Annotated in this window: 18 protein-coding genes; 13 read left to right on the top strand and 5 right to left on the bottom strand. The window is 59.5% G+C overall.

All coding sequences use genetic code 11. The annotated features are described in order from the left end of the window. Window positions 1-85 precede the first annotated feature (85 nt). From ABFB52_RS16310 to ABFB52_RS16265, 10 genes are all read left to right on the top strand, one after another. Window positions 86-577: an antitoxin Xre/MbcA/ParS toxin-binding domain-containing protein gene (locus ABFB52_RS16310; protein WP_085745851.1), complete on the top strand. Its 492-nt coding sequence runs from the start codon at window positions 86-88 to the stop codon at window positions 575-577. Beyond that, a complete protein-coding gene (locus ABFB52_RS16305) occupies window positions 574-1,077 on the top strand; it encodes an RES family NAD+ phosphorylase (RefSeq protein ID WP_102687613.1) in 504 nt (167 codons plus the stop codon). The genes ABFB52_RS16310 and ABFB52_RS16305 overlap by 4 nt, the downstream gene beginning before the upstream one ends. Before the next feature lie 118 nt (window positions 1,078-1,195). Beyond that, window positions 1,196-3,850: a TonB-dependent receptor gene (locus ABFB52_RS16300; RefSeq protein WP_129973516.1), complete on the top strand. Its 2,655-nt coding sequence runs from the start codon at window positions 1,196-1,198 to the stop codon at window positions 3,848-3,850. A 114-nt stretch (window positions 3,851-3,964) separates the two neighbouring features. Continuing rightward, window positions 3,965-5,815, top strand: coding sequence for an extracellular solute-binding protein (locus tag ABFB52_RS16295; protein ID WP_129973515.1), 1,851 nt, complete (start codon window positions 3,965-3,967; stop codon window positions 5,813-5,815). After that, window positions 5,802-6,866, top strand: a complete 1,065-nt coding sequence (locus ABFB52_RS16290; RefSeq protein ID WP_129973514.1) for a microcin C ABC transporter permease YejB — start codon at window positions 5,802-5,804, stop codon at window positions 6,864-6,866. Before ABFB52_RS16295 ends, ABFB52_RS16290 begins: the two co-directional genes overlap by 14 nt. Then, entirely contained in the window at window positions 6,866-7,888 is a 1,023-nt protein-coding gene (locus ABFB52_RS16285; RefSeq protein ID WP_085745482.1) for an ABC transporter permease, read from the top strand. The genes ABFB52_RS16290 and ABFB52_RS16285 overlap by 1 nt, the downstream gene beginning before the upstream one ends. Before the next feature lies 1 nt (window position 7,889). Further along, window positions 7,890-9,524 carry an ABC transporter ATP-binding protein gene (locus ABFB52_RS16280; protein ID WP_129973513.1) on the top strand — a complete coding sequence of 545 codons (1,635 nt, stop codon included), beginning with the start codon at window positions 7,890-7,892 and terminating at the stop codon, window positions 9,522-9,524. Window positions 9,525-9,558: 34 nt separating this feature from the next. Further along, on the top strand, window positions 9,559-10,086 hold the full coding sequence (locus tag ABFB52_RS16275) for a PAAR domain-containing protein (RefSeq protein ID WP_102687618.1): 528 nt from the start codon (window positions 9,559-9,561) through the stop codon (window positions 10,084-10,086). A gap of 12 nt (window positions 10,087-10,098) precedes the next feature. Further along, window positions 10,099-11,136 (top strand): hypothetical protein, encoded by a 1,038-nt coding sequence (locus tag ABFB52_RS16270; RefSeq protein ID WP_102687619.1) that lies wholly within the window; start codon window positions 10,099-10,101, stop codon window positions 11,134-11,136. Between the two features lie 2 nt (window positions 11,137-11,138). Beyond that, window positions 11,139-11,738, top strand: a complete 600-nt coding sequence (locus tag ABFB52_RS16265) for a hypothetical protein (RefSeq protein ID WP_102687620.1) — start codon at window positions 11,139-11,141, stop codon at window positions 11,736-11,738. 74 nt (window positions 11,739-11,812) lie between these two features. Here the strand turns inward: ABFB52_RS16265 and ABFB52_RS16260 are convergent, their stop codons facing one another. Continuing rightward, window positions 11,813-12,130, bottom strand: a complete 318-nt coding sequence (locus ABFB52_RS16260) for an SCP2 sterol-binding domain-containing protein (protein WP_007959502.1) — start codon at window positions 12,128-12,130, stop codon at window positions 11,813-11,815. A 48-nt stretch (window positions 12,131-12,178) separates the two neighbouring features. Continuing rightward, window positions 12,179-12,889 (bottom strand): histidine phosphatase family protein, encoded by a 711-nt coding sequence (locus tag ABFB52_RS16255; RefSeq protein ID WP_102687621.1) that lies wholly within the window; start codon window positions 12,887-12,889, stop codon window positions 12,179-12,181. A gap of 207 nt (window positions 12,890-13,096) precedes the next feature. Between ABFB52_RS16255 and sohB the strand changes: the two genes are divergently transcribed. Together sohB and ABFB52_RS16245 are read left to right on the top strand one after the other, a co-directional pair. Beyond that, window positions 13,097-14,119: a protease SohB gene (gene sohB, locus ABFB52_RS16250; RefSeq protein WP_102687622.1), complete on the top strand. Its 1,023-nt coding sequence runs from the start codon at window positions 13,097-13,099 to the stop codon at window positions 14,117-14,119. Window positions 14,120-14,204: 85 nt separating this feature from the next. Continuing rightward, window positions 14,205-19,193: an NEL-type E3 ubiquitin ligase domain-containing protein gene (locus tag ABFB52_RS16245; RefSeq protein WP_129973512.1), complete on the top strand. Its 4,989-nt coding sequence runs from the start codon at window positions 14,205-14,207 to the stop codon at window positions 19,191-19,193. A gap of 47 nt (window positions 19,194-19,240) precedes the next feature. Here the strand turns inward: ABFB52_RS16245 and ABFB52_RS16240 are convergent, their stop codons facing one another. Both ABFB52_RS16240 and ABFB52_RS16235 read right to left on the bottom strand, forming a co-directional pair. Next, window positions 19,241-19,735 carry a DUF934 domain-containing protein gene (locus ABFB52_RS16240; RefSeq protein WP_007959510.1) on the bottom strand — a complete coding sequence of 165 codons (495 nt, stop codon included), beginning with the start codon at window positions 19,733-19,735 and terminating at the stop codon, window positions 19,241-19,243. Next, on the bottom strand, window positions 19,719-21,377 hold the full coding sequence (locus ABFB52_RS16235) for a nitrite/sulfite reductase (RefSeq protein ID WP_129973511.1): 1,659 nt from the start codon (window positions 21,375-21,377) through the stop codon (window positions 19,719-19,721). Before ABFB52_RS16235 ends, ABFB52_RS16240 begins: the two co-directional genes overlap by 17 nt. Window positions 21,378-21,902: 525 nt before the next feature. Here ABFB52_RS16235 and ABFB52_RS16230 point away from each other — a divergent pair. Further along, window positions 21,903-22,976: an ABC transporter substrate-binding protein gene (locus ABFB52_RS16230; RefSeq protein ID WP_102687624.1), complete on the top strand. Its 1,074-nt coding sequence runs from the start codon at window positions 21,903-21,905 to the stop codon at window positions 22,974-22,976. A 4-nt stretch (window positions 22,977-22,980) separates the two neighbouring features. Here the strand turns inward: ABFB52_RS16230 and ABFB52_RS16225 are convergent, their stop codons facing one another. Then, window positions 22,981-23,199, bottom strand: coding sequence for a DUF2970 domain-containing protein (locus tag ABFB52_RS16225; protein WP_007959515.1), 219 nt, complete (start codon window positions 23,197-23,199; stop codon window positions 22,981-22,983). Between the last annotated feature and the right edge of the window lie 133 nt (window positions 23,200-23,332).

Below are 23,332 nucleotides of genomic sequence, written 5' to 3'. Positions count from 1 at the left end.
GATCATGCGAACTGCACACCTCGAATACGAAACGCCTGCTTATTCCGCTCGCCATCAGTGGCGCGATGATCGTGCCAGGTGCCCCATGGAGGATGTCGCCTTGCCCAGCGCAAAAATGCCCCGGTTGGCGGGTTTGAAGAAAGTCGAGGGCAAGCCTGTCGAATTGCTCGTGCATGGCCGGAACATCGGTGATGACGCCCTGCTGATTATTCAGCTTACCGATGAGGGTTTCGAGCTGAACGACGTCGTCGACATGCTTTCAACCTCCGAGCTTTATCAGCAAGGCGACATGGTCAAACTCATCACTGGCAAGTCGGTCAGAACGGTAAGGCGGCTGCTGAAGGAAGGCAAACCGGTACGGCTTGACCCGCAGCAGAGTGTCATCGCCTACCAATATGCATTGGTGCTGGAGTTAGCCATTCGGGCCTTCGGGGGGCAACCACGGGCGGAGGACTGGCTGCAGAAACCCTCTACCTATTTTTACGGTCATGTGCCGCTGGGATTGACCCTGCATCCATTGGGTTTTCAGATGGTGGAGCAGTATCTGAGTCAGCTTATCTACGGGGTTTACCCATGAACCCATTGCCGTGGGACGAGCATTGGTATGCGTGGCGGCTGGATCGCGAGGTTTATGGAGGGACGTGGGACAGCGGGATGGGGTCAAAGCTCAGAGGCGGTCGATGGAACATACCAGGACGACGCGTCGTCTACGCATCCGTCGATCCTTCCTCGGCCATTCTTGAGGTGGCAGCCAACCGCAGTTTTGATGCCCTGGACAGCGAACCTTATGTATTGACGTGCTTTGAGGTCATCAGCGACGCAAAGGTGAAAATCGTGCAGCCCGAAGAAGTGCCGAACCCTTACTGGCTGAGCCCTGCACGGCCGTCACCCAATCAGCGATTGTTTGCCGACGCTTTACTGGCTGAACATCCGTTTGTGCTGATTCCGTCGGCGGCAACCCGGCATTCGTGGAACTTGCTGGTGAGTTGTGACCTGGCAGAGGGGCAGTTCAAGATGGTCTCGCAGGAGCGGTTCAGCCTTGATACCCGACTGGTCAGGGAAATGGCGTTGGTCTGATGCAGCGTCATGCTGCATTTTGCATAACCTCAGCACCCAACGGTCTAAATCGCGCTCTATAAATCAACATCCGCCATCGCACATCCCTGCATAAACCAAAACGCAGGGATGGCTGTTCATGATCCATTTTTCACCCGTTAAATCCCCTTTGAGCCTGGCCTTGCTGCTGGCGATCAACACGTTGCCGGCCATCGCTGCCGACAGCACGGCCAACGAGCCGACCACCCAACTGCAACGGGTCGAAGTCACCGGCACCGCGATTCGCCGGGTCGATGCTGAAACCGCTGTGCCGGTCACCATTCTGCGGGTCGAGGAGTTGCAGAAGCAGGGCGTGACCACCACCGAAGAGCTGGTCAACCGCATCTCGGCCAACCAGTCTTCGGTGGGCTCCGGGCGCTCGGTGGGGTCGAGCAGCGGCGGGGCGTCTTACGCCGACCTGCGGGGAATCGGCCCGAACAAGACCCTGGTGCTGCTCAACGGTCGGCGCCTGAGCAACAACGCGACCAATGCGATAAATGGCTCCGGCGTCGATCTCAACACCATTCCGTTCGCCGCCATCGACCGGGTGGAAGTGCTGCGCGACGGCGCCTCGGCGCTGTACGGTACCGATGCCATCGGCGGGGTGATCAACTTCATCACCAAGACCAGCCTCACCGAAGGTCAGATCAGCACGAACTACGACACACCGACCCATTCCGGTGGCGGTGAAAGCCGCAACTTCAGCGGCAGCTGGGGTTTTGGTGATTTGCAGGACGATCGCTTCAATGTTTTCGGTGTCGTGAGTTATGACAAGCAACAACGGCTGGCCGCCGAAGATCGCGGTTATACCTACAACTACCAACCGGGGCGTGGTCTTGATTACACCTCCGGCACGGCATCGCCTGCCAACTGGAGCCAGGGCAGCAACGCCACCAACCCATTGGCCGGTTCCGGTTGCAATGCGCCGGGGCTGCTGTCGCGCAATGGTATCTGCCGCCAGAGCCTGTGGAACTACCTCGATCTGGTGCCGGAAACCGAGAAGACCTCGGCCTTCGCCAAAGCCACCGGCAAGCTGTCGGACGAACACAACGTCAGCCTCGAATACTTCTGGGCCCGCAACGAAAACCGGACGCAGATCGGGCCCGGCACTCTGATGGGCAATCAGGTCAATCCTGGCACCGCGTTCTATCCGGGGAACGGCATTACGCCCGGCCCGAGCGGTTTTGCCCTCGACCCGACGCAGCCAGTGGACGTGAACTGGCGTGAAACCGCCGTCGGTGCCCGTCAGCATGAAGATGACAACACCGGTCAGCGTCTGCTGTTGAGCTTCGACGGCACGCTGGTGGGGTGGGATTACAACCTCGGCGCGTCGTACAACCAGAACAAGGTGGTCAACACGATTCGCAGTGGTTATGTGAACGACCGCGCCGTCAGCCAGGGCATCGCCGACGGTGTGATCAACCCGTTCGGCCCGCAGACGGCTGCGGGTTCGGCGTTGCTGGCGGCCAATGAGGTAGACGGCGATTACGCGACGGCGGTGGGCCGGGTCAAGGCGATTGACGGGCGTATCAGCCGCGAGATCGGCGACTGGTTCGGTGCAGGGCCTTCGGCACTGGCGCTGGGCGGTGAGTACCGCAAGGAAGACTTCCATCAGGATTTCGCCGCGTTTGCCGGCGACGTGCAGAGCCTGGGTGTGGATCCCAACGGCAGTGTGCAAGGGGATCGTAGCGTCTCGGCGCAGTACGCCGAAGTCAACGTGCCGGTGCTCGACAGTCTTGAATTGTCCGCCGCCGTGCGCCACGACAAATACAGCGACTTCGGCAGCACCACCAATCCGAAATACTCGTTCCGCTTCCAGCCGTTCAAGGAGCTGGTGGTTCGCGGTGCCTACAGTGAAGGCTTCCGCGCGCCGTCGCTTTACGAGTTGTACAACCCGAACTTCACCACGTTCACCGTGGCCAATTACAACGACCCGCGGCTGTGTGCCGGTGGCAACCCGAGCAACGGCGGGATTGCCAACCGCGACTGCGCTCAGCAGTTCTATAGCCGGACCGGCGGCAACCAGGATCTGAGCCCGGAAACTGCGCGCAACGTCACCCTCGGTTTCGTTTATCAGCCATTTGATCGCCTGACCACCGGGCTGGATTTCTGGTGGATTGACATCGCCAACCAGATCGCCGAATTCCCTGAATCGGCGGTGTTCGAGAACCCGGAGCTGTACCCGGAGCGCCTGATTCGCAAGCCTGATGGTTCCATCGATCACATCGTCACCGGCCTGGCCAACCTCGGCAAGATCAAGACCAACGGCGTCGACGTGAGCTTCGACTATCGCCTGCCGAGCACACCGTACGGCGATTTCGGCATCGGTCTGCAAGGCACTTACGTCACTCGCTACGACTATCAGCAGCAGCTCAAGGGCGACTACATCGACAAGCTCGGCGATTTTCGTGGCGGCGACTTTGCCTCGGCCGGCGCCGTGGCTCGTTGGCGTCACAGCCTGACCGGCAGCTGGAACTACGGCCCGCTTGGCGCGAGCCTGACCAACCGCTACACCAGCGGTTACCACGACTCGGATCGCGAGACTCACGATTATGTCGGTTCGTACAACGTCTGGGACGTGGCCGGTACCTACACCTGGCGCAAGACCCTGGCGGTGACCCTCGGGGTGAAAAACCTGTTCGACCGCGAGCCGCCGTTCAGCAACCAGACCTACACGTTCCAGAGCGGCTACGACCCGAAATACGGCGACCCGTTTGGCCGCACGTTGTACACGCGGGTTAATTACAAGTTCTGAGAATGATCGGTCAGGGCGGGTTTTAGTAACACATCGTTCTAAACCCCGCCCTATAAAAAGGCCCGGCCTGTTGCACATCACAGTCAGGCAGGCACGTGGTGAAAGGATCTGCCCATGTTTTCCAGAGTCATTCTGTTCAGCGTCGGTCTGTTGCTGAGCCCGGCGCTGTTTGCCGCGCCACAACACGCCCTCACGGTCTACGGCGAAGCCCCGAAATACGCCCCGGACTTCCAGCACCTGGCCTACGCCAATCCCGACGCGCCCAAGGGTGGGACCTTGCGCCGCTCTTCGCTGGAGAGCGGCCCGTTCGATCACCTGATTCCCTACATCGACAAAGGCACCGGCGTTGCCGACATCGACGGCTGGCTCTACGCGCCGCTGGCCTATCGCAGCAAGGACGAGCCGTACAGTGTCTACGGCCTGGTCGCCCAACGGATGGAGCTGGACGCGGACCGGCGCTGGCTGCGTTTTTACTTGAACCCCAAGGCGCGGTTCGAGGACGGCACGCCGATCACCGCTGAAGACGTGCGCTACACCTTCGAGCTGTTCACCACTCAGGGCAGCCTCAAGTATCGCCAACAGTTTCGCGATGTCGCCGAGGTGCAGGTCGAGTCGCCGACCCAGGTGCGTTTCGTGTTCAAGAACAACGAGAGCCGTACCTTGCCGCTGGATCTGGCGACGTTGCCGGTGTTGCCCGAGCATTGGTGGCGTACACGCAATTTCGCCGATGGCGCAGGCTTCGAGATTCCACCGGGCAGCGGGCCGTACAAGGTCAGCGCGGTGGACGCCGGGCGCAGCGTGAAATTTCAGCGGATCAAGGACTGGTGGGGCAGGGTTCTGCCGATCACTCGCGGGCTCTACAACTTCGATCAATTGAGCGTGGAGTTCTTTGCCGACACGGACGTGTCGCGACAAGTGCTCAAGGCCGGTGGCTTTGATTACAACCGCGAGTTCTCCGCCACCAGTTACACCATCGGTTACGCCGGGGCGGCGCTGGAGCAGGGCAAGTTGCTGCGCGAACACCTCGCACCCGGCGCCGCGCAAGGTGCCCAGGGGTTTGCGTTCAATCTGCAGAAGCCGATGTTTCAGGATCGTCGGGTGCGGCAGGCGATTGCCATGCTCTGGGATTTCGAATGGAGCAACCGGCAGATGATGCGCAGCATGTACCTGCGTCAGCGCAGCTTCTTTTCCCACAGCGCGTTGTCGGCCACCGAACTGCCGGATGCCGAAGAACTGAAAATCCTCGAACCGTGGCGCGGCAAGATTCCCGATGAAGTCTTCAGCCAGGTGTTCGAGGCGCCGCGCACCGACGGCAGCGGCAACATCCGAGCGCAGCAGTTGCAGGCCCTGAAATTGCTGGAGTCCGCCGGCTGGAAACCCCGGGGCGATCAACTGGTGAATGCCGCCGGCGAGCCGTTGCAATTCACCTTTCTCAACGGCCAGAAGGGCTTCGAGCGTCTGCTGCTGCCGTTCAAGCGCAATCTGGCGCAGATTGGCATCGGTTTCGATATTCGTCAGGTCGACACCGCGCAATACACCAACCGCGTACGCAGCCGCGACTACGACATGATCGTCGTCGGTTACCCGGTGAGTCAGGCGCCGGGGCGCGAGCTGTTCAATTATTTCGGTTCCGACGGCGCCGATGATCCTGGCTCCAACAACTACATGGTGCTGCGCGATCCGGCGGTGGATGCGCTGCTCGAAGGCGTGGTCCAGGCCGACAACCGTGAAAGTCTGCTGCGCCACGCCCATGCTTTGGATCGGGTGTTGCAGTGGGGCTACTACTGGATTCCCAACTATTACCCGCCGGGGATTTCCACGGTGTGGTGGAACCGTTTCGGTCGCCCGACGATTGCGCCGCTGTACGACGCCGGCCTCGACACCTGGTGGGAAATCAGCCCGACCGCGCTGACCGCGACGCAAATGCAGCAACAGCAAAAGGAGTACGCCCATGTGGGGTTATAGCCTGCGGCGTCTGCTGCTGATCGTGCCAACCTTGCTGGCGATTCTGCTGGTGAACTTCGTGATCGTGCAGGCCGCGCCCGGTGGCCCGGTAGAGCAGGCCATCGCCCGATTGCAGGGGATCGGTGTCGGCGCGCCGGTGGGTGCCAGTCATGTTGAAAGCGTTGGCGGCGAGTCCCGCGCGACCCGTGGCCTGGACCCGAAACTGGTGGCCGAGATCGAGCGCCAGTACGGCTTCGACAAAAGTGCCGGTGAACGCTTGTGGCTGATGCTCAAGAGCTACGCGCAACTGGATTTCGGCAAGAGCTTCTTCCGTGGCGCGTCGGTGACCGAGCTGATCTGGCAGAAGCTGCCGGTGACCCTGTCGCTGGGTTTGTGGGCGACGCTGATCACTTATCTGGTATCGATTCCGCTGGGCATCCGCAAGGCGGTGCACAACGGCTCGGCGTTCGATGTCTGGAGCAGTGCGGCGATCATCATCGGCTACGCGATGCCGGGTTTTTTGTTTGCGCTGCTGCTGATCGTGGTGTTCGCCGGCGGTACGGCGCTGGACTGGTTTCCGGTGCGCGGGCTGGTCTCGGACAACTTCGCCGAGCTGTCGCTGTGGGGCAAGGTCGCCGATTACTTCTGGCATCTGGTGTTGCCGGTCAGTGCGCTGGTGATCGGCGGTTTTGCGACGCTGACGATCCTGACCAAGAACAGCTTTCTCAACGAGATCTCACGGTTGTACGTGGTCACGGCCCGGGCCAAGGGCCTGAGTGAACGACAGGTGTTGTACGGGCATGTGTTTCGCAACGCGATGCTGCTGGTGGTGGCCGGATTGCCTCAGGCGTTGGTCACGGTGTTTTTCGGCGGCTCATTGTTGATCGAAGTGATCTTCTCCCTCGACGGGCTCGGCCGCCTGAGCTACGAAGCGGCGGTGTCGCGGGATTACCCGGTGGTGTTCGGTTCGCTGTTCATTTTCACCCTGTTCGGGCTCTTGATAAAACTGCTGGGCGACCTGTGTTACACGCTGGTCGATCCGCGCATCGACTTCACCGCGAGGACTGCCTGATGCCGACGCTTTCTCCAATCGGACAGCGCCGGTGGGCGCGGTTCAAGGCTCATCGACGCGGCTGGTGGTCGTTGTGGCTGTTTCTCGCGCTGTTCGGCCTGAGCCTGGGCGGCGAACTGGTCGCCAATGACAAACCGTTGCTGGTGACGTATCAGGGCGAGTGGTATTTCCCGGCGTTCAAGCGCTACACCGAGCAGGATTTCGGCGGCGAGCTGCCGTTCCAGCCCGACTACCGCAGTGCCCAGGTGCGTGAATTGATCGAGGGGCAGGGCGGGCGGATGTGGTTTGCGCCGATCCCGTTCGGCTACGACACGGCCAACTACGACCTCACTGAACCGGCCCCGAGCCCGCCCACCGCTGAAAACTGGCTGGGCACCGACGATCAGGCGCGGGACGTGCTGGCGCGGGTGATATTCGGCACGCGGGTCTCGCTGTTGTTCGCCCTGGCGTTGACGGCGGTGAGCGCGTTGATCGGTATCGCCGCCGGTGCCTTGCAGGGCTATTACGGTGGTTGGGTCGACTTGCTCGGGCAGCGTCTGCTGGAGGTCTGGTCGGGGCTGCCGGTGCTCTATCTGCTGATCATTCTGTCGGGCTTCGTCGAGCCGAACTTCTGGTGGTTGCTGGGGATCATGGCCCTGTTTTCGTGGCTGAGTCTGGTGGACGTGGTGCGCGCCGAGTTCCTGCGCAGTCGGGGGCTCGAGTACGTGAAAGCGGCGCGGGCGCTGGGTGTCGGCGATGCACAGGTGATCGTGCGGCACATTCTGCCTAACGCCATGAGTGCGACGTTGACGTATCTGCCGTTCATTCTGACCGGGGCGATTGCGACGTTGTCGGCGCTGGATTTCCTCGGCTTCGGCATGCCCGCCGGCAGCGCTTCGCTGGGGGAACTGATCGGCCAGGGCAAAAACAATCTGCAAGCACCGTGGTTGGGGCTGACGGCATTTTTTGCCCTGGCGCTGATTCTTTCATTACTCGTATTCATCGGCGAAGCCTGCCGAGATGCCTTCGACCCCAGGACTTGATATGCGTGAACATCTGATCGAAATACGCGACCTGCGGGTGGCGTTCAAAGGGCAGGAAGTGGTGCATGGTATTGACCTCGACATTTGCCCGGGCGAATGCCTGGCGCTGGTAGGCGAGTCGGGTTCCGGCAAGTCGGTGACGGCCCACAGCATCCTGCAACTGCTGGATCCGGGCATCACGCAGATCGACGGCAGCATCCGTTATGGCGGCGAAGAATTGCTGGGGGTGCACGAGCGCTATCTGCGGCAACTGCGCGGCAACCGCATCGCGATGATTTTTCAGGAGCCGATGAGCTCTCTAAATCCGTTGCACAACATCGAGCGGCAACTCGGCGAAAGCCTGGCGCTGCACAAAGGCCTGGCGGGCGCGGCGGCGCGCAAACGGATTCTGGAACTGTTGGAACTGGTCGGCATTCAACGACCGCGCGAGCGGCTGAAGGCGTATCCGCATCAACTCTCCGGCGGGCAGCGGCAGCGGGTGATGATCGCCATGGCGCTGGCGTGCGAACCGCAGTTGCTGATCGCCGATGAGCCGACCACGGCCCTCGACGTCACAGTGCAACGCAAGATTCTGTTGCTGCTCAAGGAACTGCAACAGCGGTTGGGCATGGCGCTGCTGATCATCAGTCACGACCTGAATCTGGTGCGCACCATCGCCCAGCGAGTGGCGGTGATGCGCGCGGGCGAAATCGTTGAGCAGTCAAGCTGCGAGCAATTGTTTCGCGCGCCGCAGCATCCCTACAGCATCGAATTGCTCAACGCCGAACCCGGCGGCGCGGCGCTGTGCCGTGATGCGGCGGAGGATTTGCTCGAAGTTCGCGATCTGCATGTGCGTTTTCCGTTGGGTGGCGGATGGCTGCGGGCCAAGTCGTATCTGCACGCGGTCAATGGCATCGATCTGAACCTGCAGCGGGGCAAGACGCTGGGCATTGTCGGTGAGTCCGGATCGGGTAAATCCACGCTGGGTCAGGCGATCCTGCGCCTGATCGACGCCGACGGCAGCATCCGCTTCAAGGGTGAGTCGCTTGAGCAACTGAGCGGCAAACAATTGCGTCCGTTGCGCAAACGCCTGCAAGTGGTGTTTCAGGACCCGTTTGGTAGCCTTAGCCCGCGCTTGTGTGTGGAGCAGATCATTGCCGAAGGTTTGCAGGTGCACAGCGACTTGAATGCGCAGGCGCGCGAGCAGGCGGTGATCGATGTACTGAAGGAAGTCGGGCTCGATCCGGCGACGCGTCATCGCTATCCCCACGAGTTTTCCGGCGGGCAACGGCAACGCATCGCCATCGCTCGGGCGCTGGTGCTCAAGCCGGATCTGATTTTGCTGGATGAGCCGACCTCGGCGCTGGATCGCACGGTGCAGAAACAAATCGTCGCGCTATTGCGCCGGTTGCAGGAGGAGCACGGGCTGACCTATCTGTTCATCAGTCATGACCTGGCGGTGGTGCGGGCGCTGGCCCACGATCTGATCGTGATGAAGGATGGCGAGGTGGTGGAGCGTGGGGAAACGGCCGGGTTGTTTCATTCGGCCCGACACCCGTATACGCGGGAGCTGCTGGCTGCATCGTTTGTGACACCTATCACGGCAGAGACGGGCAGGCAGGAGGCCAGCCTTTCGCCCACAGGGCAGATCCGGTAAATTTCGCGGTTCCGCTCATACAAGGATGTAGATGATGGCAAAACCTGCCGCGCGCCTCAGCGATCTCAATGCCTGCCCGATCACTGGACACGGTACCAACCCCAGCACCAGCGGTTCACCCAATGTGAACATCAATGGCATGCCCGTGCTGCGAGTCGGTGATACCACCGCCTGCGGTGACTCGGTCACCGAGGGCATCGGCAACATCCTGATCAATGGCAAGCCAATCGCCTTTCTTGGTAGCGCCACAGCCCATGGTGGAATGATCATTACCGGCTCCGGCGACGTTTTCGTCGGCACGCAGGTCGGTTCCGCGCCTTTCAGCCCGATTGTCACCGTGCCAAAACACAGTGAACGCTTCCAGCTGGTGGACGAAACCACCGGCGAAGCAATTCCCGACATGCTCTATTGCATCGAAACCGGCGATGGACAGCGCCTGGTCGGCCATACCGACAACCATGGCAATGCTGCGAGGGTATTCACTGCCGATCCGACGTCCATTGTTGTTCAGTGGGGCAAGGAAGCGGCCGCCCATCTGGATGCCCTGGGCATCGACTATTAAGGAGGGTGACGCGTGGCTGCACCAAAGAAGAAACAGGCCCAGACCACTGAGCAGCATGCGACGACTCAGGTCACGGGAACGCTGGCCCAGGACTATGTGACGGTGGTGGGGGCTTCCTACATGTCGACGATAGAAAACTGGCGCGGGCAGAAGGGCAATAAAATGCGCTTCATCAATCAAGGCATCCGACAACTGACGAAGTATCCCGAAGGCACACCAAGTTTTTCGAAACAGCGCGTCTTTCTGATTTTCAAGGATGACTACCCGCAAAACCTGCTGGCGGCCTTGAAGCTGGTAGTCGAGCGCGATCATGGCGCGCAATACCGGGAACTGGATTCAATATCCGGCCTAGTGGATTTCATCTTTACCCGGCAACGTCGCGGCAGAGAAATCAAACAGCTCGATTTTTTCTCCCATGGCGTAGTGGGTGCAATCGAGCTGGGATACGAGCTGGATAAGCGTGAAAGTTACCGATTGCGTGATGCCCAGGCAAAAATGTTCAAGCCGGAAGCGTTTGCATACGGTGCAAAGATTCACTCTTATGCCTGTCGCACCGGGCTGGGCATCAACGCCGAGCGTTGGGTGCTCGAGGGCGAAGACCCTCACTATGAACTCAGCCTCGCGCAGATCATGGCTAACGCCACCCGGACAACCGTCATGGCGTTTCCGCGACGCAGCAATTACGACACGACTTATGGCACCAACGCGGAGCGGCAATCGGTGCCCGGCACGCGTCAGCGGATGGCCTCCGACAGGGAGGCGATGGAAAGCTACACCCGCAAGAATATCGAGTATCAACGAAAGCTTGCAGAACACCGCAAGACAGCGAAGAACCCGACGGCTGAGCTTCCAGATGAAAAGGCTCCGCAAAAACCCCTTTCAACGGTTACTGATGAGGAGCGCAAGTTGGTAGCACATGAGGACAGCCGCAGTTTTCACGAGAAAACCGTGGGTTATCCGCTGGATGCGTTGGGTGCGCATCGTGATGTCCGTTCCGGGGATACCCCCACGGGTGTGCCCGCTCACCTTCTTGAGTACAGACCCGCTTGAGCATGCTGCGTCTATCGAGAAAGAACAGCCTCCTGCTCATCTTGCTGGCGGTGTTCATCACTACGGTTTTTTTTTATTACAGCAAGGAAGATCAAATGTCCGCCAGGGTAATGATGTATTACGGCGACTGGAGCCCTGAAGAAACGCGCTTTGACGCGACACGATGGTTCAGCTCGGGAATGTATCGACCGCGTTTGATGGGGACGCCTTCCGCACAGAGTCCTGTCACCATGCTGCGCACCAGTCCTGATCCGTTGAGGGGCATTTCGAATGACGAGTTTCTGACCAAAGTGCTGGTTGCGATGGAGGAGCGTTATCCGAAGGTGGATACAGAGGGGCTGGTTCTCGATACACCTGATCTTCGTCGCCAGATCCGATATGCCTACAGCGCGTTCTCCGAACCGGACAGACCTGTGGACTCTTATTGGTTGTTCGTGACTGTAGGGGGCGACACGTTTGTCATCACGATTGACTGGGATGTCAACGACAAAAAGATGCTGACTGGGTCGATGGCTGAGCATCTGGCTGAAGGAAGTGAAGCGGCCATTGCGTTTCGAGATATTCAGCGAGAGCTGGAAAGAGCGCCGGGTTCAACACGTTGATGGTTAGAGAAATCATCGGTCTCTGGAAGCACGAATCCCGCCAGAGGCGGGATTCGTGAATTGCTTCCGGGCGTTTATGCCGGGAACAGCTCGGACAGTTTCATCGACAGCATCATGTCGCCTTCAACGCGCAGCTTGCCGCCCATGAAAGCCTGCATGCCGTCGGTTTCGCCGCTGACGATACCTTTCAGGGTTTCGCTGTCCAGCACCAGCGTGCAGTTGGCGTCCGGGTTTTCGCCTTCCTGGATGTCGCAGGTGCCGTCTTTGACGATCAGGGCGTATTGCTTGTCTTCGTCAGTGATGTTGAAACCGAAGACCAGATCCAGACCGGCAGCGGCGGCTGGGTTGAACTTGGCTTGCATTGCTTTTACGGCATCAGCTACGGAGGTCATGGTTCGATCCTTTTTGGTTGATTGCAGCAGGGTCACAGTAATCCGGACTCAGCGAAACGTGATGAGTTCCGGGGCCTTCAGCAGTTGCAAATGTGCATGACTGTTGAAGGAAGCCAGAGCCACCTCGCGACCGCGGAACTTCAGCTGGTTGAGCGAGGTGTTGACGATTTGCCAGTTCAGTTCAAAGGCCTGTCGGGCAGGCATTTGAGTAATGAGGTGGAGCAGGGCGGTGATGGTGCCACCGGAGGTGAACACCGCGATTTTCTGGGTGTTGTCAGCCTGTTCGAGAATCCGCTGCAGTCCGGCCTGTACCCGTTCGACGAAACCCACCCAGCTTTCCAGGCCCGGTGTGTCGTAGGTGCCGGCGAGCCAGCGCTCGATGATCAGGGCGAAGATGCGCTGGAATTCGCCACGGTTTTGCGCGGCGTTGCGCAGGATTTCCAGTGCTTCGGGCTCTTCCGGCAGCATGGCCGGGAGCAGGGCGCGGATCACGGCGTCGGCGTCGAATTCGTTGAAGGCCGAATCGATTTCCAGTGCCGGAACCGGCAGGCCGGCGGCGGCGAACTGTTCCAGCGCGCTGTTGGCCGTGTGTTGCTGGCGGCGCAGGTCGCCCGACAGGCAGCGGTCGAAGCTGATTCCGAGTTCGGCGAGATGGCGGCCGAGGATTTCTGCCTGGCGTACACCGGTCGGCGACAGGACGTCATAGTCGTCTGCACCGAAGGAGGCCTGGCCATGTCGAATCAAGTAGATGCTGCCCACGTCCGCGTCATCCCGGTACGTTGAAGGTTGTGGCGAGGTTATGGGGATGACGGTGAGCTGTCAATGAAAAAACATACGCTTGTTTGAAATGCCCGTTCCAGCCTTGTTGCCAGAGGTTTCACGGCTGGCCGACCGGCTGGTGCATGGGTATGCTGGAGCCAATTCCCGCGTGTGTTTCATGACCGCGCATCGTTTGAAGGAGTCACTGTGGAGTTTTTCACTGAATACGCCAGTTTCCTGGCCAAGACCGTGACGCTGGTCATCGCCATTCTGGTGGTGCTGGCGAGTTTTGCTGCGTTGCGCAGCAAGGGCCGGCGCAAATCCGCGGGCCAGTTGCAGGTCAGCAAGCTCAACGATTTCTATAAGGGCCTGCGTGAGCGGCTGGAGCAGACCCTGCTCGACAAGGATCAGCTCAAGGCCTTGCGCAAGGGCCAGGCCAAATCCGAGAAGAAACAGAAGAAGAAACCCGACGCCAAACCGCGTGTGTTCGTGCTGGACTTCGACGGCGACATCAAGGCTTCGGCCACCGAAAGCCTGCGCCACGAGATCACCGCGCTGCTGACCCTGGCCACGCCGAAGGACGAAGTGGTCCTGCGTCTGGAAAGCGGCGGCGGCATGGTCCACAGCTACGGTCTGGCCTCGTCGCAACTGGCCCGCGTTCGTGAAGCCGGCGTGCCGTTGACCGTGTGCATCGACAAGGTCGCGGCCAGCGGCGGCTACATGATGGCGTGCATCGGCGAGAAGATCATCAGTGCGCCGTTCGCCATCCTCGGCTCCATCGGCGTGGTGGCGCAGTTGCCCAACGTCAACCGCCTGCTGAAAAAGCATGACATCGATTTCGAAGTGCTGACCGCCGGCGAATACAAACGCACCCTCACTGTATTCGGCGAAAACACCGAGAAGGGCCGGGAGAAATTCCAGGAAGACCTGGACATCACCCACCAGCTGTTCAAGAACTTCGTCGCCCGTTATCGCCCGCAACTGGCGATCGACGAGGTCGCCACCGGCGAAGTCTGGCTGGGCATCGCGGCACTGGAAAATAAACTGGTCGACGAACTCAAGACCAGCGACGAATACCTGGCCGAGCGTGCCAAACAGTCCGAGGTCTATCACCTGCACTACGCCGAGCGTAAGAGCCTGCAGGAGCGCATCGGCATGGCGGCCAGCGGTTCGGTGGATCGCGTGTTGCTGAGCTGGTGGAGCCGGCTGACTCAGCAACGCTTCTGGTAAACACCTCACACGCTCGTGAGCAATCAAACTCGCGGGCGTGCTGCATTTTCAGCGGAAGAAAGTGCGGTACATAGATATTTTATAGTTGCGTATTGTTGTTGTTTTACAGGTTGATTCATCAACTAATCAAGCTGTATTGAAAGAGTCTGAAACTTTATTCTGGATGCCCCTTTCAGAAATAAAGTTGCTAAACATGGATGTTGAAAAGAGTAAATTGATCTTGCCAGTCATGACGCCCGCTCAACAGGGTGTTTTTTTTGAATTGTATGAAAAACAGATTCCTGACTGGTTGCTTAAATCTTCAGAAACCGTTCGAAACGATCTCTATGAAAGTTTCAAGGCCAGTTTCAAATCCCGTCATGCCGCACTTGAGCAATTGCGCGCACTGAAATCCCCGCAGAGTTTTTGTACGCCACTGCTGGCCAAAGCCATGGCTGAGAAACTGGGCGAACCTTTCGAGGTCGAAGGGGCGATTTTTCAACATGTACGCTCAAAGTCCAGCCTGTTGGGATTGCGCAGGAAACTGGTGCTGCCGATCAATCGTGATTTGCTGACCGCTGCCTGTGAAAATTTCGAATTGTCGGAAACTCTGGCCAGCACCTATCACGAGAGTTCATTGCTGTATATCCCGCAGCGGATAACCGGGCGAAACAATAAGGTGTTGTCGATACAACCTCACGAGTTTGCCAGACTTTGTCGTTATCTGGATCTCGGTAAGCAATATCAACAGCACGTGGGGGATTTCTTCGGCACTGATAGCCAAGTCGCCAGTTTGCAGGAATCGTCTGTTGCCTGTTCCAGAGACCAGTTTGATGTCGAGCGGCATATCGCTTACATGCGTGGCCATATCAGTCTGGATGTGTACCGCATGCTTGAGTCGGTCAAGAACTCGGATTCTTCAATCACACTGGGCAACAACACCCTGGGTTATCAAAGCCTTGAAATGCTTGAGGTGCAGCTCAGAGGGCCGATGTTCATCGGCCCGGTCAGCGAACATGCGGATGGCGATTACCGTTGTGTGATCTATATGCCTGGTGATCCCGATCATCCTCTCAAAGAGTATCCCAGTTTCCAGAAGTTCGAGGTCGAGTTGAGCGGGCGTTTACGCGGCTCGCAGTTTCGCAGTTTTTTCACGCGCTTCATCCCGATGAAGGATCGCTCGGTTTTCCTTAACGGACTCGATGTACGTTTGTTGAAAGCGCGACCGAACCAGTTTCCCGTTTCCACGACCTTCCTTCCGCTGACAGGGCTCGATCTCCAGGGTGACGCAAGACACAACCTGTTTCTCGCGATCTTCCAGCACCGCGCGGCGCAGGTTCGGGCCGATACTCGCCTGCTGGTAGTGCCGACGGATGATGAAGATGAGAAAACCCGCCTTGCCAGGCAAGAGTCCTATAAAGCCATCGGGCTGAATACGCTGTTGTTCTTTGTGTCCTTCGTGCCGGTTCTCGGCGAGGTCATTTGTGCCGTCGCCGGAATACAGTTGCTCGGTCAGATCTACGAGGGCATCGACAGTTGGGCCCACGGTGATCAGGAACATGCCACCGATTGCCTGTTCGACACGCTTGAGAATCTGATCCTCATGGCGGGTTTCGCTGCCGGCGGTGTCGCGGTGGGTAAGGCTTACACCGTCGTGCGCTCGTCAAGTTTCATGCAGGGACTACGGCGGGTACCAGTTGGGCCAATGTCTTATCGCCTGTGGAATCCGGACATGACGGCTTACCGCCAGCGCGAGTCTTTGCCGCGCAGTTTTGCTGCGGATGCGCAAGGGCTGGTATGGCGCGCAGACAACCGCTATTTGCCGCTGGGTGCCAATGCGTACGCGGTGCGTCCGGTTACCGGCACCGGTTTGTGGGAGGTCCATGATCCGCACTTGCCCGGGCGTTATTCACCATTGCTTGAGACCAATGGAGCTGGCGCCTGGCGTCATGACTCCGAATTGCCTCACGAGTGGAGTTCGTTGACCTTGTTCCGTCGCCTGGGTTTTCGTGAAGAAAAGATTTCAGACCCCCGTGCCTTGCAAGCCATTGCAGTAAGCGGGATCGGCCAGGCAGCCATGCGCAAACTGTTCGTTGAACGCGGCAAGCCTATGGCGATGCTCACGGACTCGGTGAGACGCTTTCGTGCCGACTCCGACGTCAGCCAGTTCATGACGCAAATTGATACGCCCGCATCTGCGCCGCTGGCGGATGCCGATCTGCAACTGTATTTGCTGACAGGAGCAGGTCGCTGGCCACAGGACATGGCAGTCATTGTGAAAGACATCTTTGGTAATGAAGTGACACGCTATGGCGCAGACGAGGCTGTCCGCCAGGTCAACCTCACAGAGGGCGCGCTGCGCAACGGCCAGTTTTATACCCCTGTTCTGGCAGCACTCAGCGACAGTGAGCGTTCACACTTGCTGGGCTCGGCCACTGTGGAGTCGAAAAATCAGATAGCGTTATTGGGCAAACATATTGCCGGGCTGGCGCCGCGGATGCGCATGGCGATGATGGACCGGTTGTTCCGGCGAAGCGACGTCTGTGAGCTTTCCAGAGGCGAGCCGATCATCAAGGCATTCCCGGGGCTTTCAGCCAGTGTCGCCGACGAACTGGTGCAACATGCCGATGCGCGTGAGTGGGCGCAGCTTGAATCCGGCACCGTACCGTTGCGTCTGGCCGAGGAAGCCAGGCGCTATCAGCAGGTCCAGCGATTGAATCGCGCGTACGAGGGGTTATATCTGGACGCCGCCAGTGGGCGCGATGCCGACATGCTGGTACTCGACACCTTGAGCCATTTGCCGGGCTGGCCGGGCGATGTATTTGTCGAAATTCTGGACTGGGGTGTGTATGCCGATCAGCGGGCCGTCGTTGGCCCGAGCGATGCCCCACACAAAGTGCTTGTCGAAGCCTATGCCGAGCGTTATCAGGTCCAGGATGCGCGCAGCAATAGCGTCTCCAGTCATCCGTCACGCGACCGTGCGAATTTTTTCCAGGCACTGTGGGAAAGCCTTCCGGCCCACAGTCGCAAGGCCATCGGCGTTGAAACGGACATCGACGGCACGGGCTTGCGGGAGAAAATCACCGCATTGGCGCTGCAGCGGCGCGAAGCCTTCGCCAAGGTGCTGGAAATTGCACCGGCACACTCGAGTTACCGCTCCCCGATGGGGCTGGCAGATCAGCGGATCGAACAGGTCACCGTCGAGCAATCGGCACCTTCAAGCCCTTCTCAGGGCGTTTCGCCCGCGCTCGTGCGTCGGGCGCAGGAGTTGTATCCGACTCAATCAACCGCACAGATCAAACGTTTTGTGACCTCTCTGGGCGCCGACGAAGTATTGGCTATCAGGTCGCTTGAACGGTTGCGCGAGCAATACAGGACGATGGTGGAAACCCTGGAGCGCTGGACCCACCGCGATACGTATTATCAGGGTGAGGAAGGTCCGAGGCTCAAGGTCCCCGCCCATAGCAAGGCGCGGGCAATGCAAGCCATTTTGCGCGCGTGGCGCAAGGAAACCCGTCACACGGCGCACTCGGGGCATCCGACCTACAGCCTGACGCTCGATGCGGTGCCGTTAGGGCAGATGCCGGTTCTTATCGGCGATTTTTCCCACATCACCGCGCTGGAAATGAGCGGCGTGGGCGCCAGTGCAGGTCTGAATACGTTTCTGCGCAATTTTCCCGGACTCAGGGTGCTGAACCTGTCAGGTAACGGACTGACACGCATCCCTGTCGCGATCGGGGACATGCCGGGGCTGACAGGTCTGGATCTGAGCAACAACCGTATCCGGCTTACTCAGCAGACGATTGTAGAGCTGGCCGGCAAGCATCACCTGCGCACACTGGATTTGGGCTTCAACCCCCTCCTGGGGCGTACTCCGGACGTCAGTGCAATGCGTAAATTGCGCCACTTGAGCCTGCGAAACACCGGCATCACCGAATGGCCCGGAAATACCGATGCGCTTGCGCATCTGGAATCTCTGGATCTGCGCAACAACAGGATTGTCGAGATCCCGACGTCCGTCTTCACCTCCCGCGCTGTACTGAATCGCGGCACTACGATCGATGGCAATCCGCTGTCGACCGAGAGCCTGCAAGCCATCGCTGCGTACCAACAGTCACAAGGCATAAGTCTGGGCGTCATCACCACCGAGTACACCAGCACCGCACGACTGGCCGGTGACCGGGAAGGGGCGGGATGGGTAAACGGCTTGCCGACGGTGGAGATCGGTCGGGCCAAGCAAGTGTTGTCGTCACTGTCGGCTGACCCGGATTCCCGGGATTTTTTTGAAGTGCTCATGCAACTGCGTGAAACGGCCGATTACTCCAGAACCCGCGAACAGCTCGGGCAGCGGGTATGGAATGTGCTGGAAGCGGCCTGTGAGGATGATTCGTTGCGTCGCGCGCTGTTTCGCATGGCCCGCACAGGCTGGGTCAGTGCGCCCAATGTTGCGGGACTGTTCAGCGATCTGGAGGTCAGGGTTCTGTGTTATCGGGCAGCGGCGGCGGCCCGCACCGGTACCCAGACACTCGAAGGCGATCTGGTTCGTCTCTTGCGCGGGCTGTTCCGGTTGCAGCAGGTAGAAAAACAGGCGTTGCTCGATATCGCGCGCCGATCCCGCGCAGGAACTTTCACTCAACGCCAGGCACTGGATATCAGCCTGATTTATCGGGTGCGACTGGCGCAGCGCCTGGCGTTGCCGGCACAACCCACAGAGCTGAATGTGCCACTGGATGCCGAGGTGACGGACGCGCAGATCGATCACGCCTATCTGGAGGTCGTCAGGGCCGAGCAGACGGCGCAACTCTCGGAGTCAGTCAGCAGGCAGGAGTTCTGGGCCGAGTATTTGCTGGCGACACGCCAGGATGCGTTTACCAGCGTTCTGGATCGCAGTGCTCACGCGTTCGCGCGCCTGGAAGCGCAGGTCGGACTGTCCCGTGAAGCAGCCAGTCAGCAAATGACGACGATCTTTGACAACTTCAGGAATGAAAGCCTGGAACTGCGCAAACAGCTGACCAATGCGGCGCTGGCGAGGCATCCGGGTTTGACGTTGCCGGTCACGCCGGGGCCCGGCAGACTGGGAACGAGAGAGGGATAAAGCAGCGACCTCGAGCCCGCCAATGCGGGCTCGAGGTAGACGTACGATCAGCGGCGACGGAACAGCGGCAGCGGTTCGTCAGTGGCGGCCTGATAGGTCACCGAGAAGTCCTTGAGGCTTTCAAGGGCGTCGTACGGGTCTTTGTCCGCGCGCAGGGCGAAGGCATCGAAACCGCAACGGCGCATGTAGAACAGCTGGTCGCGCAGTACGTCGCCAATCGCCCGCAGTTCACCTTTGAAACCGTAGCGGTCCCGCAGCAGGCGGGCGTTGGAGTAGTTGCGGCCATCGGTGAACGCCGGGAAGTTCAGGGCAATCACCTGGAACTCGTTCACGTCGTCACCGATTTCTTCGGCTTCTTCGTCGGCGTCCAGCCACACACCCAGACCGCCGTCGCGGGCCTTGAGCATGCGGGCGTGTTCACGCCACAGCTGCAGCGGGACGATCAGGTCGTCGCAGTTGCTGATTTCGTCGATGTTGAAATCCTTGGGCAGCAGGTGCCAGGTTTCGTCGACGACCTCGTTGTTCTTAATGATTCGCTGCATAGACGCGTTCCTTGAAGAGGTCGATGCCAATACGCTGGTAGGTGTCGATGAAACGCTCGTCTTCGGTGCGTTGTTCCACGTACACGTCGATCAGTTTGGAGATCACGTCCGGCATGTCTTCCTGAGCGAAAGACGGGCCGAGGATCTTGCCCAGGCTGGCGTCACGGCTGGCGCTGCCACCGAGCGAGACCTGGTAGAACTCTTCACCTTTCTTGTCCACGCCCAGAATGCCGATGTGGCCGACGTGGTGGTGACCGCAGGCGTTCATGCAACCGGAGATGTTCAGGTCCAGTTCACCGATGTCGAACAGATAGTCCAGGTCGTCGAAACGGCGCTGGATCGATTCGGCGATCGGGATCGACTTGGCGTTGGCCAGGGAGCAGAAATCACCGCCAGGGCAGCAGATGATGTCGGTCAGCAGGCCGATGTTCGGCGTGGCGAAGCCACCTTCACGCAGTTCGCCCCACAGGGTGAACAGCTGGCTCTGCTCGACGTCGGCCAGAATGATGTTCTGCTCGTGCGAGGTGCGCAGTTGGCCGAAGCTGTAGCGGTCCGCCAGATCGGCGACGGCGTCGAGCTGCTTGTCGGTGATGTCGCCCGGTGCAACGCCGGTCGGCTTCAAGGACAGGGTCACGGCCACATAACCCGGCTTCTTGTGCGCCAGGGTGTTGCGGGTACGCCAGCGGGCGAAGCCCGGATGCTCCTTGTCGAGGGCGGCCAGTTCGGCGTCTTGATTGCTCAGCGCCTTGTAGTCCGGGTCGACGAAGTGTTTGGCGACGCGATGAACTTCGGCTTCGGTCAGCGTGGTCTGGCAGCCGCGCAGGTGTTCCATCTCGGCATCGACTTTCTGGGCGAAGACTTCTGGAGTCAGCGCTTTGACGAGGATCTTGATCCGCGCCTTGTATTTGTTGTCACGACGGCCGTAGCGGTTGTAGACCCGCAGGATCGCGTCGAGGTAGCTCAACAGGTCCTGCCAAGGCAGGAATTCGTTGATGAACGCGCCGACCACCGGGGTTCGACCCAGACCACCGCCGACCAGCACGCGGAAACCGAGTTCGCCAGCAGCGTTATGGACCGGCTCAAGGCCGATGTCGTGAACTTCGATGGCCGCACGGTCGGAGGTCGAACCGTTGACGGCGATCTTGAATTTACGCGGCAAGTAAGCGAATTCCGGGTGGAAGGTCGTCCACTGACGAACGATTTCGCACCAAGGACGCGGGTCAATTAGCTCATCGAACGCAACACCGGCGAACTGGTCGGTGGTGACGTTGCGCAGGCAGTTGCCGCTGGTCTGGATGGCGTGCATCTGCACGGTGGCCAGTTCCGCGAGGATGTCCGGGATGTCTTCGACCGCCGGCCAGTTGAACTGCACGTTCTGCCGCGTGCTGATGTGGGCGTAGCCCTTGTCATAGTCGCGGGCGATTTTTGCCATCATGCGCGTCTGACGCGAAGTCAGCTGGCCGTAAGGCACCGCCACGCGCAACATCGGCGCGAAACGCTGGATGTACAGGCCATTTTGCAGGCGCAGGGGGCGGAATTCTTCTTCGCTCAGCTCACCTGCCAGATAGCGTCGGGTCTGATCACGGAACTGCTTGACGCGGTCCTCGATGATCCGCTGATCGTACTCGTCGTATACGTACATATAAGTCCTGTTCTCAGGCTTTGGCCACTCGGAAAACGCTGCGTTTTCGCTTGCTGGAGTCCGATGGTTCCTCTGCAATTCTGCGCGCACGGCCGCGCACTCCCTGACGGAGCCGGGGCAATATACCCGTTTGCAGTTATGCGCAAAAGTGATGTTTGAGTATATGGAAAGAACCAAAACGCCTAACGAGAATTCCTTTCACCTAACCCACATTTGTCGTGCGGACAATCATCGTCTTAACTGTGGTCGAGTCTTTCTGCAATCACCGATAAAACCGACAAGAGGCGATGCAATGAGCAACCCAACCAAGGCAAGGAAAAGCGATAGCAGTGTCGATGCATGGGCCATTCTGTTCCTGATCATTCTGGTCGTTGGAACGGCGGTGTTCTGGGTCAGCCATCAGTAAAACGACTCGTCCGGGCCCCGCTTGCGACGATTGTCGGACAAAAGGCGGGATCAAGCGCCAAAGGCCAGGTGATCAATGGCTATAATGCGCGGCCATTTTTCCTTGGGCCCGGATGATTCATGTTCAAGCTTTTCCAACTCAGCCTGCTGCTGTTCGGCGCGGTTTTCGGTACCTGCGCGCGTGCAGAGTCGGTGCTGTTCCTGAATCCCGGCTCGACGCAGGAAGCGTTCTGGGTCAGCTACTCGCAATTCATGCAGGCTGCCGCCCGGGACCTGGGCATCGACCTGCGCATTCTCTACGCCCAGCGCCAGCCGGAATTGACCCTGGCGCAGGCGCGACTGGCCCTGCAGGGGCCTGAGCGCCCGGATTATCTGGTTTTCGTCAACGAACAGTACGTGGCACCGCAGATTCTGCGGATGGCCAATGGCAGCGGGGTGAAGCTTTTTATTGTCAACTCGGGTCTGACGCCCAACCAGCAGGCGCTGGTGACAGAGGCCGCGGATCGGATAGGCAGCCTGGTGCCCAACGACGAGGAGGGCGGCTACCTGATGATGAAGGAGCTGATTCGCCTGCATCCGCCCGTGGCGCCCGGTGAAAGCATCGATCTGCTGGCGTTTTCCGGCCTCAAGATCACGCCATCGGCGCAATTGCGCGAAAAGGGCATGCAGCGAGCGCTGGCGGAGAATCCGCAGGTGCGTTTGCGGCAATTGGTCTATGGCGGCTGGACCCAGCAACGGGCTTACGAGCAGGCGAAGCAGTTGCTGGTCCGCTATCCCGACGTTTCATTGGTATGGGCAGCCAATGATGAAATGGCCTTCGGCGCGATGCGTGCCGCGTCCGAGGCCGGCAAGGTGCCGGGCAAGGACGTGCTGTTCAGTGCGGTCAACACTTCGCCCGAAGCGTTGCAGGCGGTGGTCGACGGGCGCCTGAGCGCATTGCTCGGCGGCCATTTCACTTTGGGTGGCTGGGCATTGGTCGAGCTGCATGATCATGCGCAAGGCGTCGATCTGAATCAGTATGGCGGCCGTGACCGGCAGATTCCGTTGCTGCAACTGATCGACAGGGATCATGCCCGGCGAATCCTTGCCATGGGCGCCTCGCCGGACTACGGCGTGCACTTTCGCAAGCTCTCGGCGAAGGGCCGTCCGGTGTCGTATCGCTACCCGTTCAATCTGCAGACCCTGATGCATTAAGCCGTCAGACGCCCGCCAGATGCACCACCAGTTGCACAATGCCGAACAGCGTCAGGGCGAACACCGCCGTGAACGCGATGCCCAGAAAGATGAAATGGCTGGGCTTGCCGTGGGTGAAGTCCCTTGCCCGGTTCTTGCCGCTCTGCACCCCGAACGCCGCCGCCATGACGCTGTGCAGCATCTGCCAGAAGGTCGGTGGCTTGTTGTCGACTGGATCGTCCATAAATCCCTCGTCTGAAAAGTGTACCTCTTGAGCTTAGCCAATCCTGCGAATCGTGCGGAGCCGGTCACGCCAGAAGAAATCCATGGCAACAAATCGTCGCCCGTCGCGATAACTATCTAACGCAGTCCGGTTC

Origin of the sequence: Pseudomonas sp. 9.2(2024) (assembly GCF_039695385.1) — a bacterium.
GTDB classification, from domain to species: domain Bacteria; phylum Pseudomonadota; class Gammaproteobacteria; order Pseudomonadales; family Pseudomonadaceae; genus Aquipseudomonas; species Aquipseudomonas paraglycinae.
Note: the sequence above shows the minus strand (reverse complement) of the source record. Positions and strands in the feature narration are given on the sequence as shown.

Bases quoted from the DNA above. Each gene is read 5' to 3' on its own strand.
- ABFB52_RS16310 (WP_085745851.1), top strand. From the start codon at position 86: ATGGAGGATGTCGCCTTGCCCAGCGCAAAAATGCCCCGGTTGGCGGGT.
- ABFB52_RS16305 (WP_102687613.1), top strand. From the start codon at position 574: ATGAACCCATTGCCGTGGGACGAGCATTGGTATGCGTGGCGGCTGGAT.
- ABFB52_RS16300 (WP_129973516.1), top strand. From the start codon at position 1,196: ATGATCCATTTTTCACCCGTTAAATCCCCTTTGAGCCTGGCCTTGCTG.
- ABFB52_RS16295 (WP_129973515.1), top strand. From the start codon at position 3,965: ATGTTTTCCAGAGTCATTCTGTTCAGCGTCGGTCTGTTGCTGAGCCCG.
- ABFB52_RS16290 (WP_129973514.1), top strand. From the start codon at position 5,802: ATGTGGGGTTATAGCCTGCGGCGTCTGCTGCTGATCGTGCCAACCTTG.
- ABFB52_RS16285 (WP_085745482.1), top strand. From the start codon at position 6,866: ATGCCGACGCTTTCTCCAATCGGACAGCGCCGGTGGGCGCGGTTCAAG.
- ABFB52_RS16280 (WP_129973513.1), top strand. From the start codon at position 7,890: ATGCGTGAACATCTGATCGAAATACGCGACCTGCGGGTGGCGTTCAAA.
- ABFB52_RS16275 (WP_102687618.1), top strand. From the start codon at position 9,559: ATGGCAAAACCTGCCGCGCGCCTCAGCGATCTCAATGCCTGCCCGATC.
- ABFB52_RS16265 (WP_102687620.1), top strand. From the start codon at position 11,139: ATGCTGCGTCTATCGAGAAAGAACAGCCTCCTGCTCATCTTGCTGGCG.
- ABFB52_RS16260 (WP_007959502.1), bottom strand. From the start codon at position 12,130: ATGACCTCCGTAGCTGATGCCGTAAAAGCAATGCAAGCCAAGTTCAAC.
- ABFB52_RS16240 (WP_007959510.1), bottom strand. From the start codon at position 19,735: ATGCAGCGAATCATTAAGAACAACGAGGTCGTCGACGAAACCTGGCAC.
- ABFB52_RS16235 (WP_129973511.1), bottom strand. From the start codon at position 21,377: ATGTACGTATACGACGAGTACGATCAGCGGATCATCGAGGACCGCGTC.
- ABFB52_RS16230 (WP_102687624.1), top strand. From the start codon at position 21,903: ATGTTCAAGCTTTTCCAACTCAGCCTGCTGCTGTTCGGCGCGGTTTTC.
- ABFB52_RS16225 (WP_007959515.1), bottom strand. From the start codon at position 23,199: ATGGACGATCCAGTCGACAACAAGCCACCGACCTTCTGGCAGATGCTG.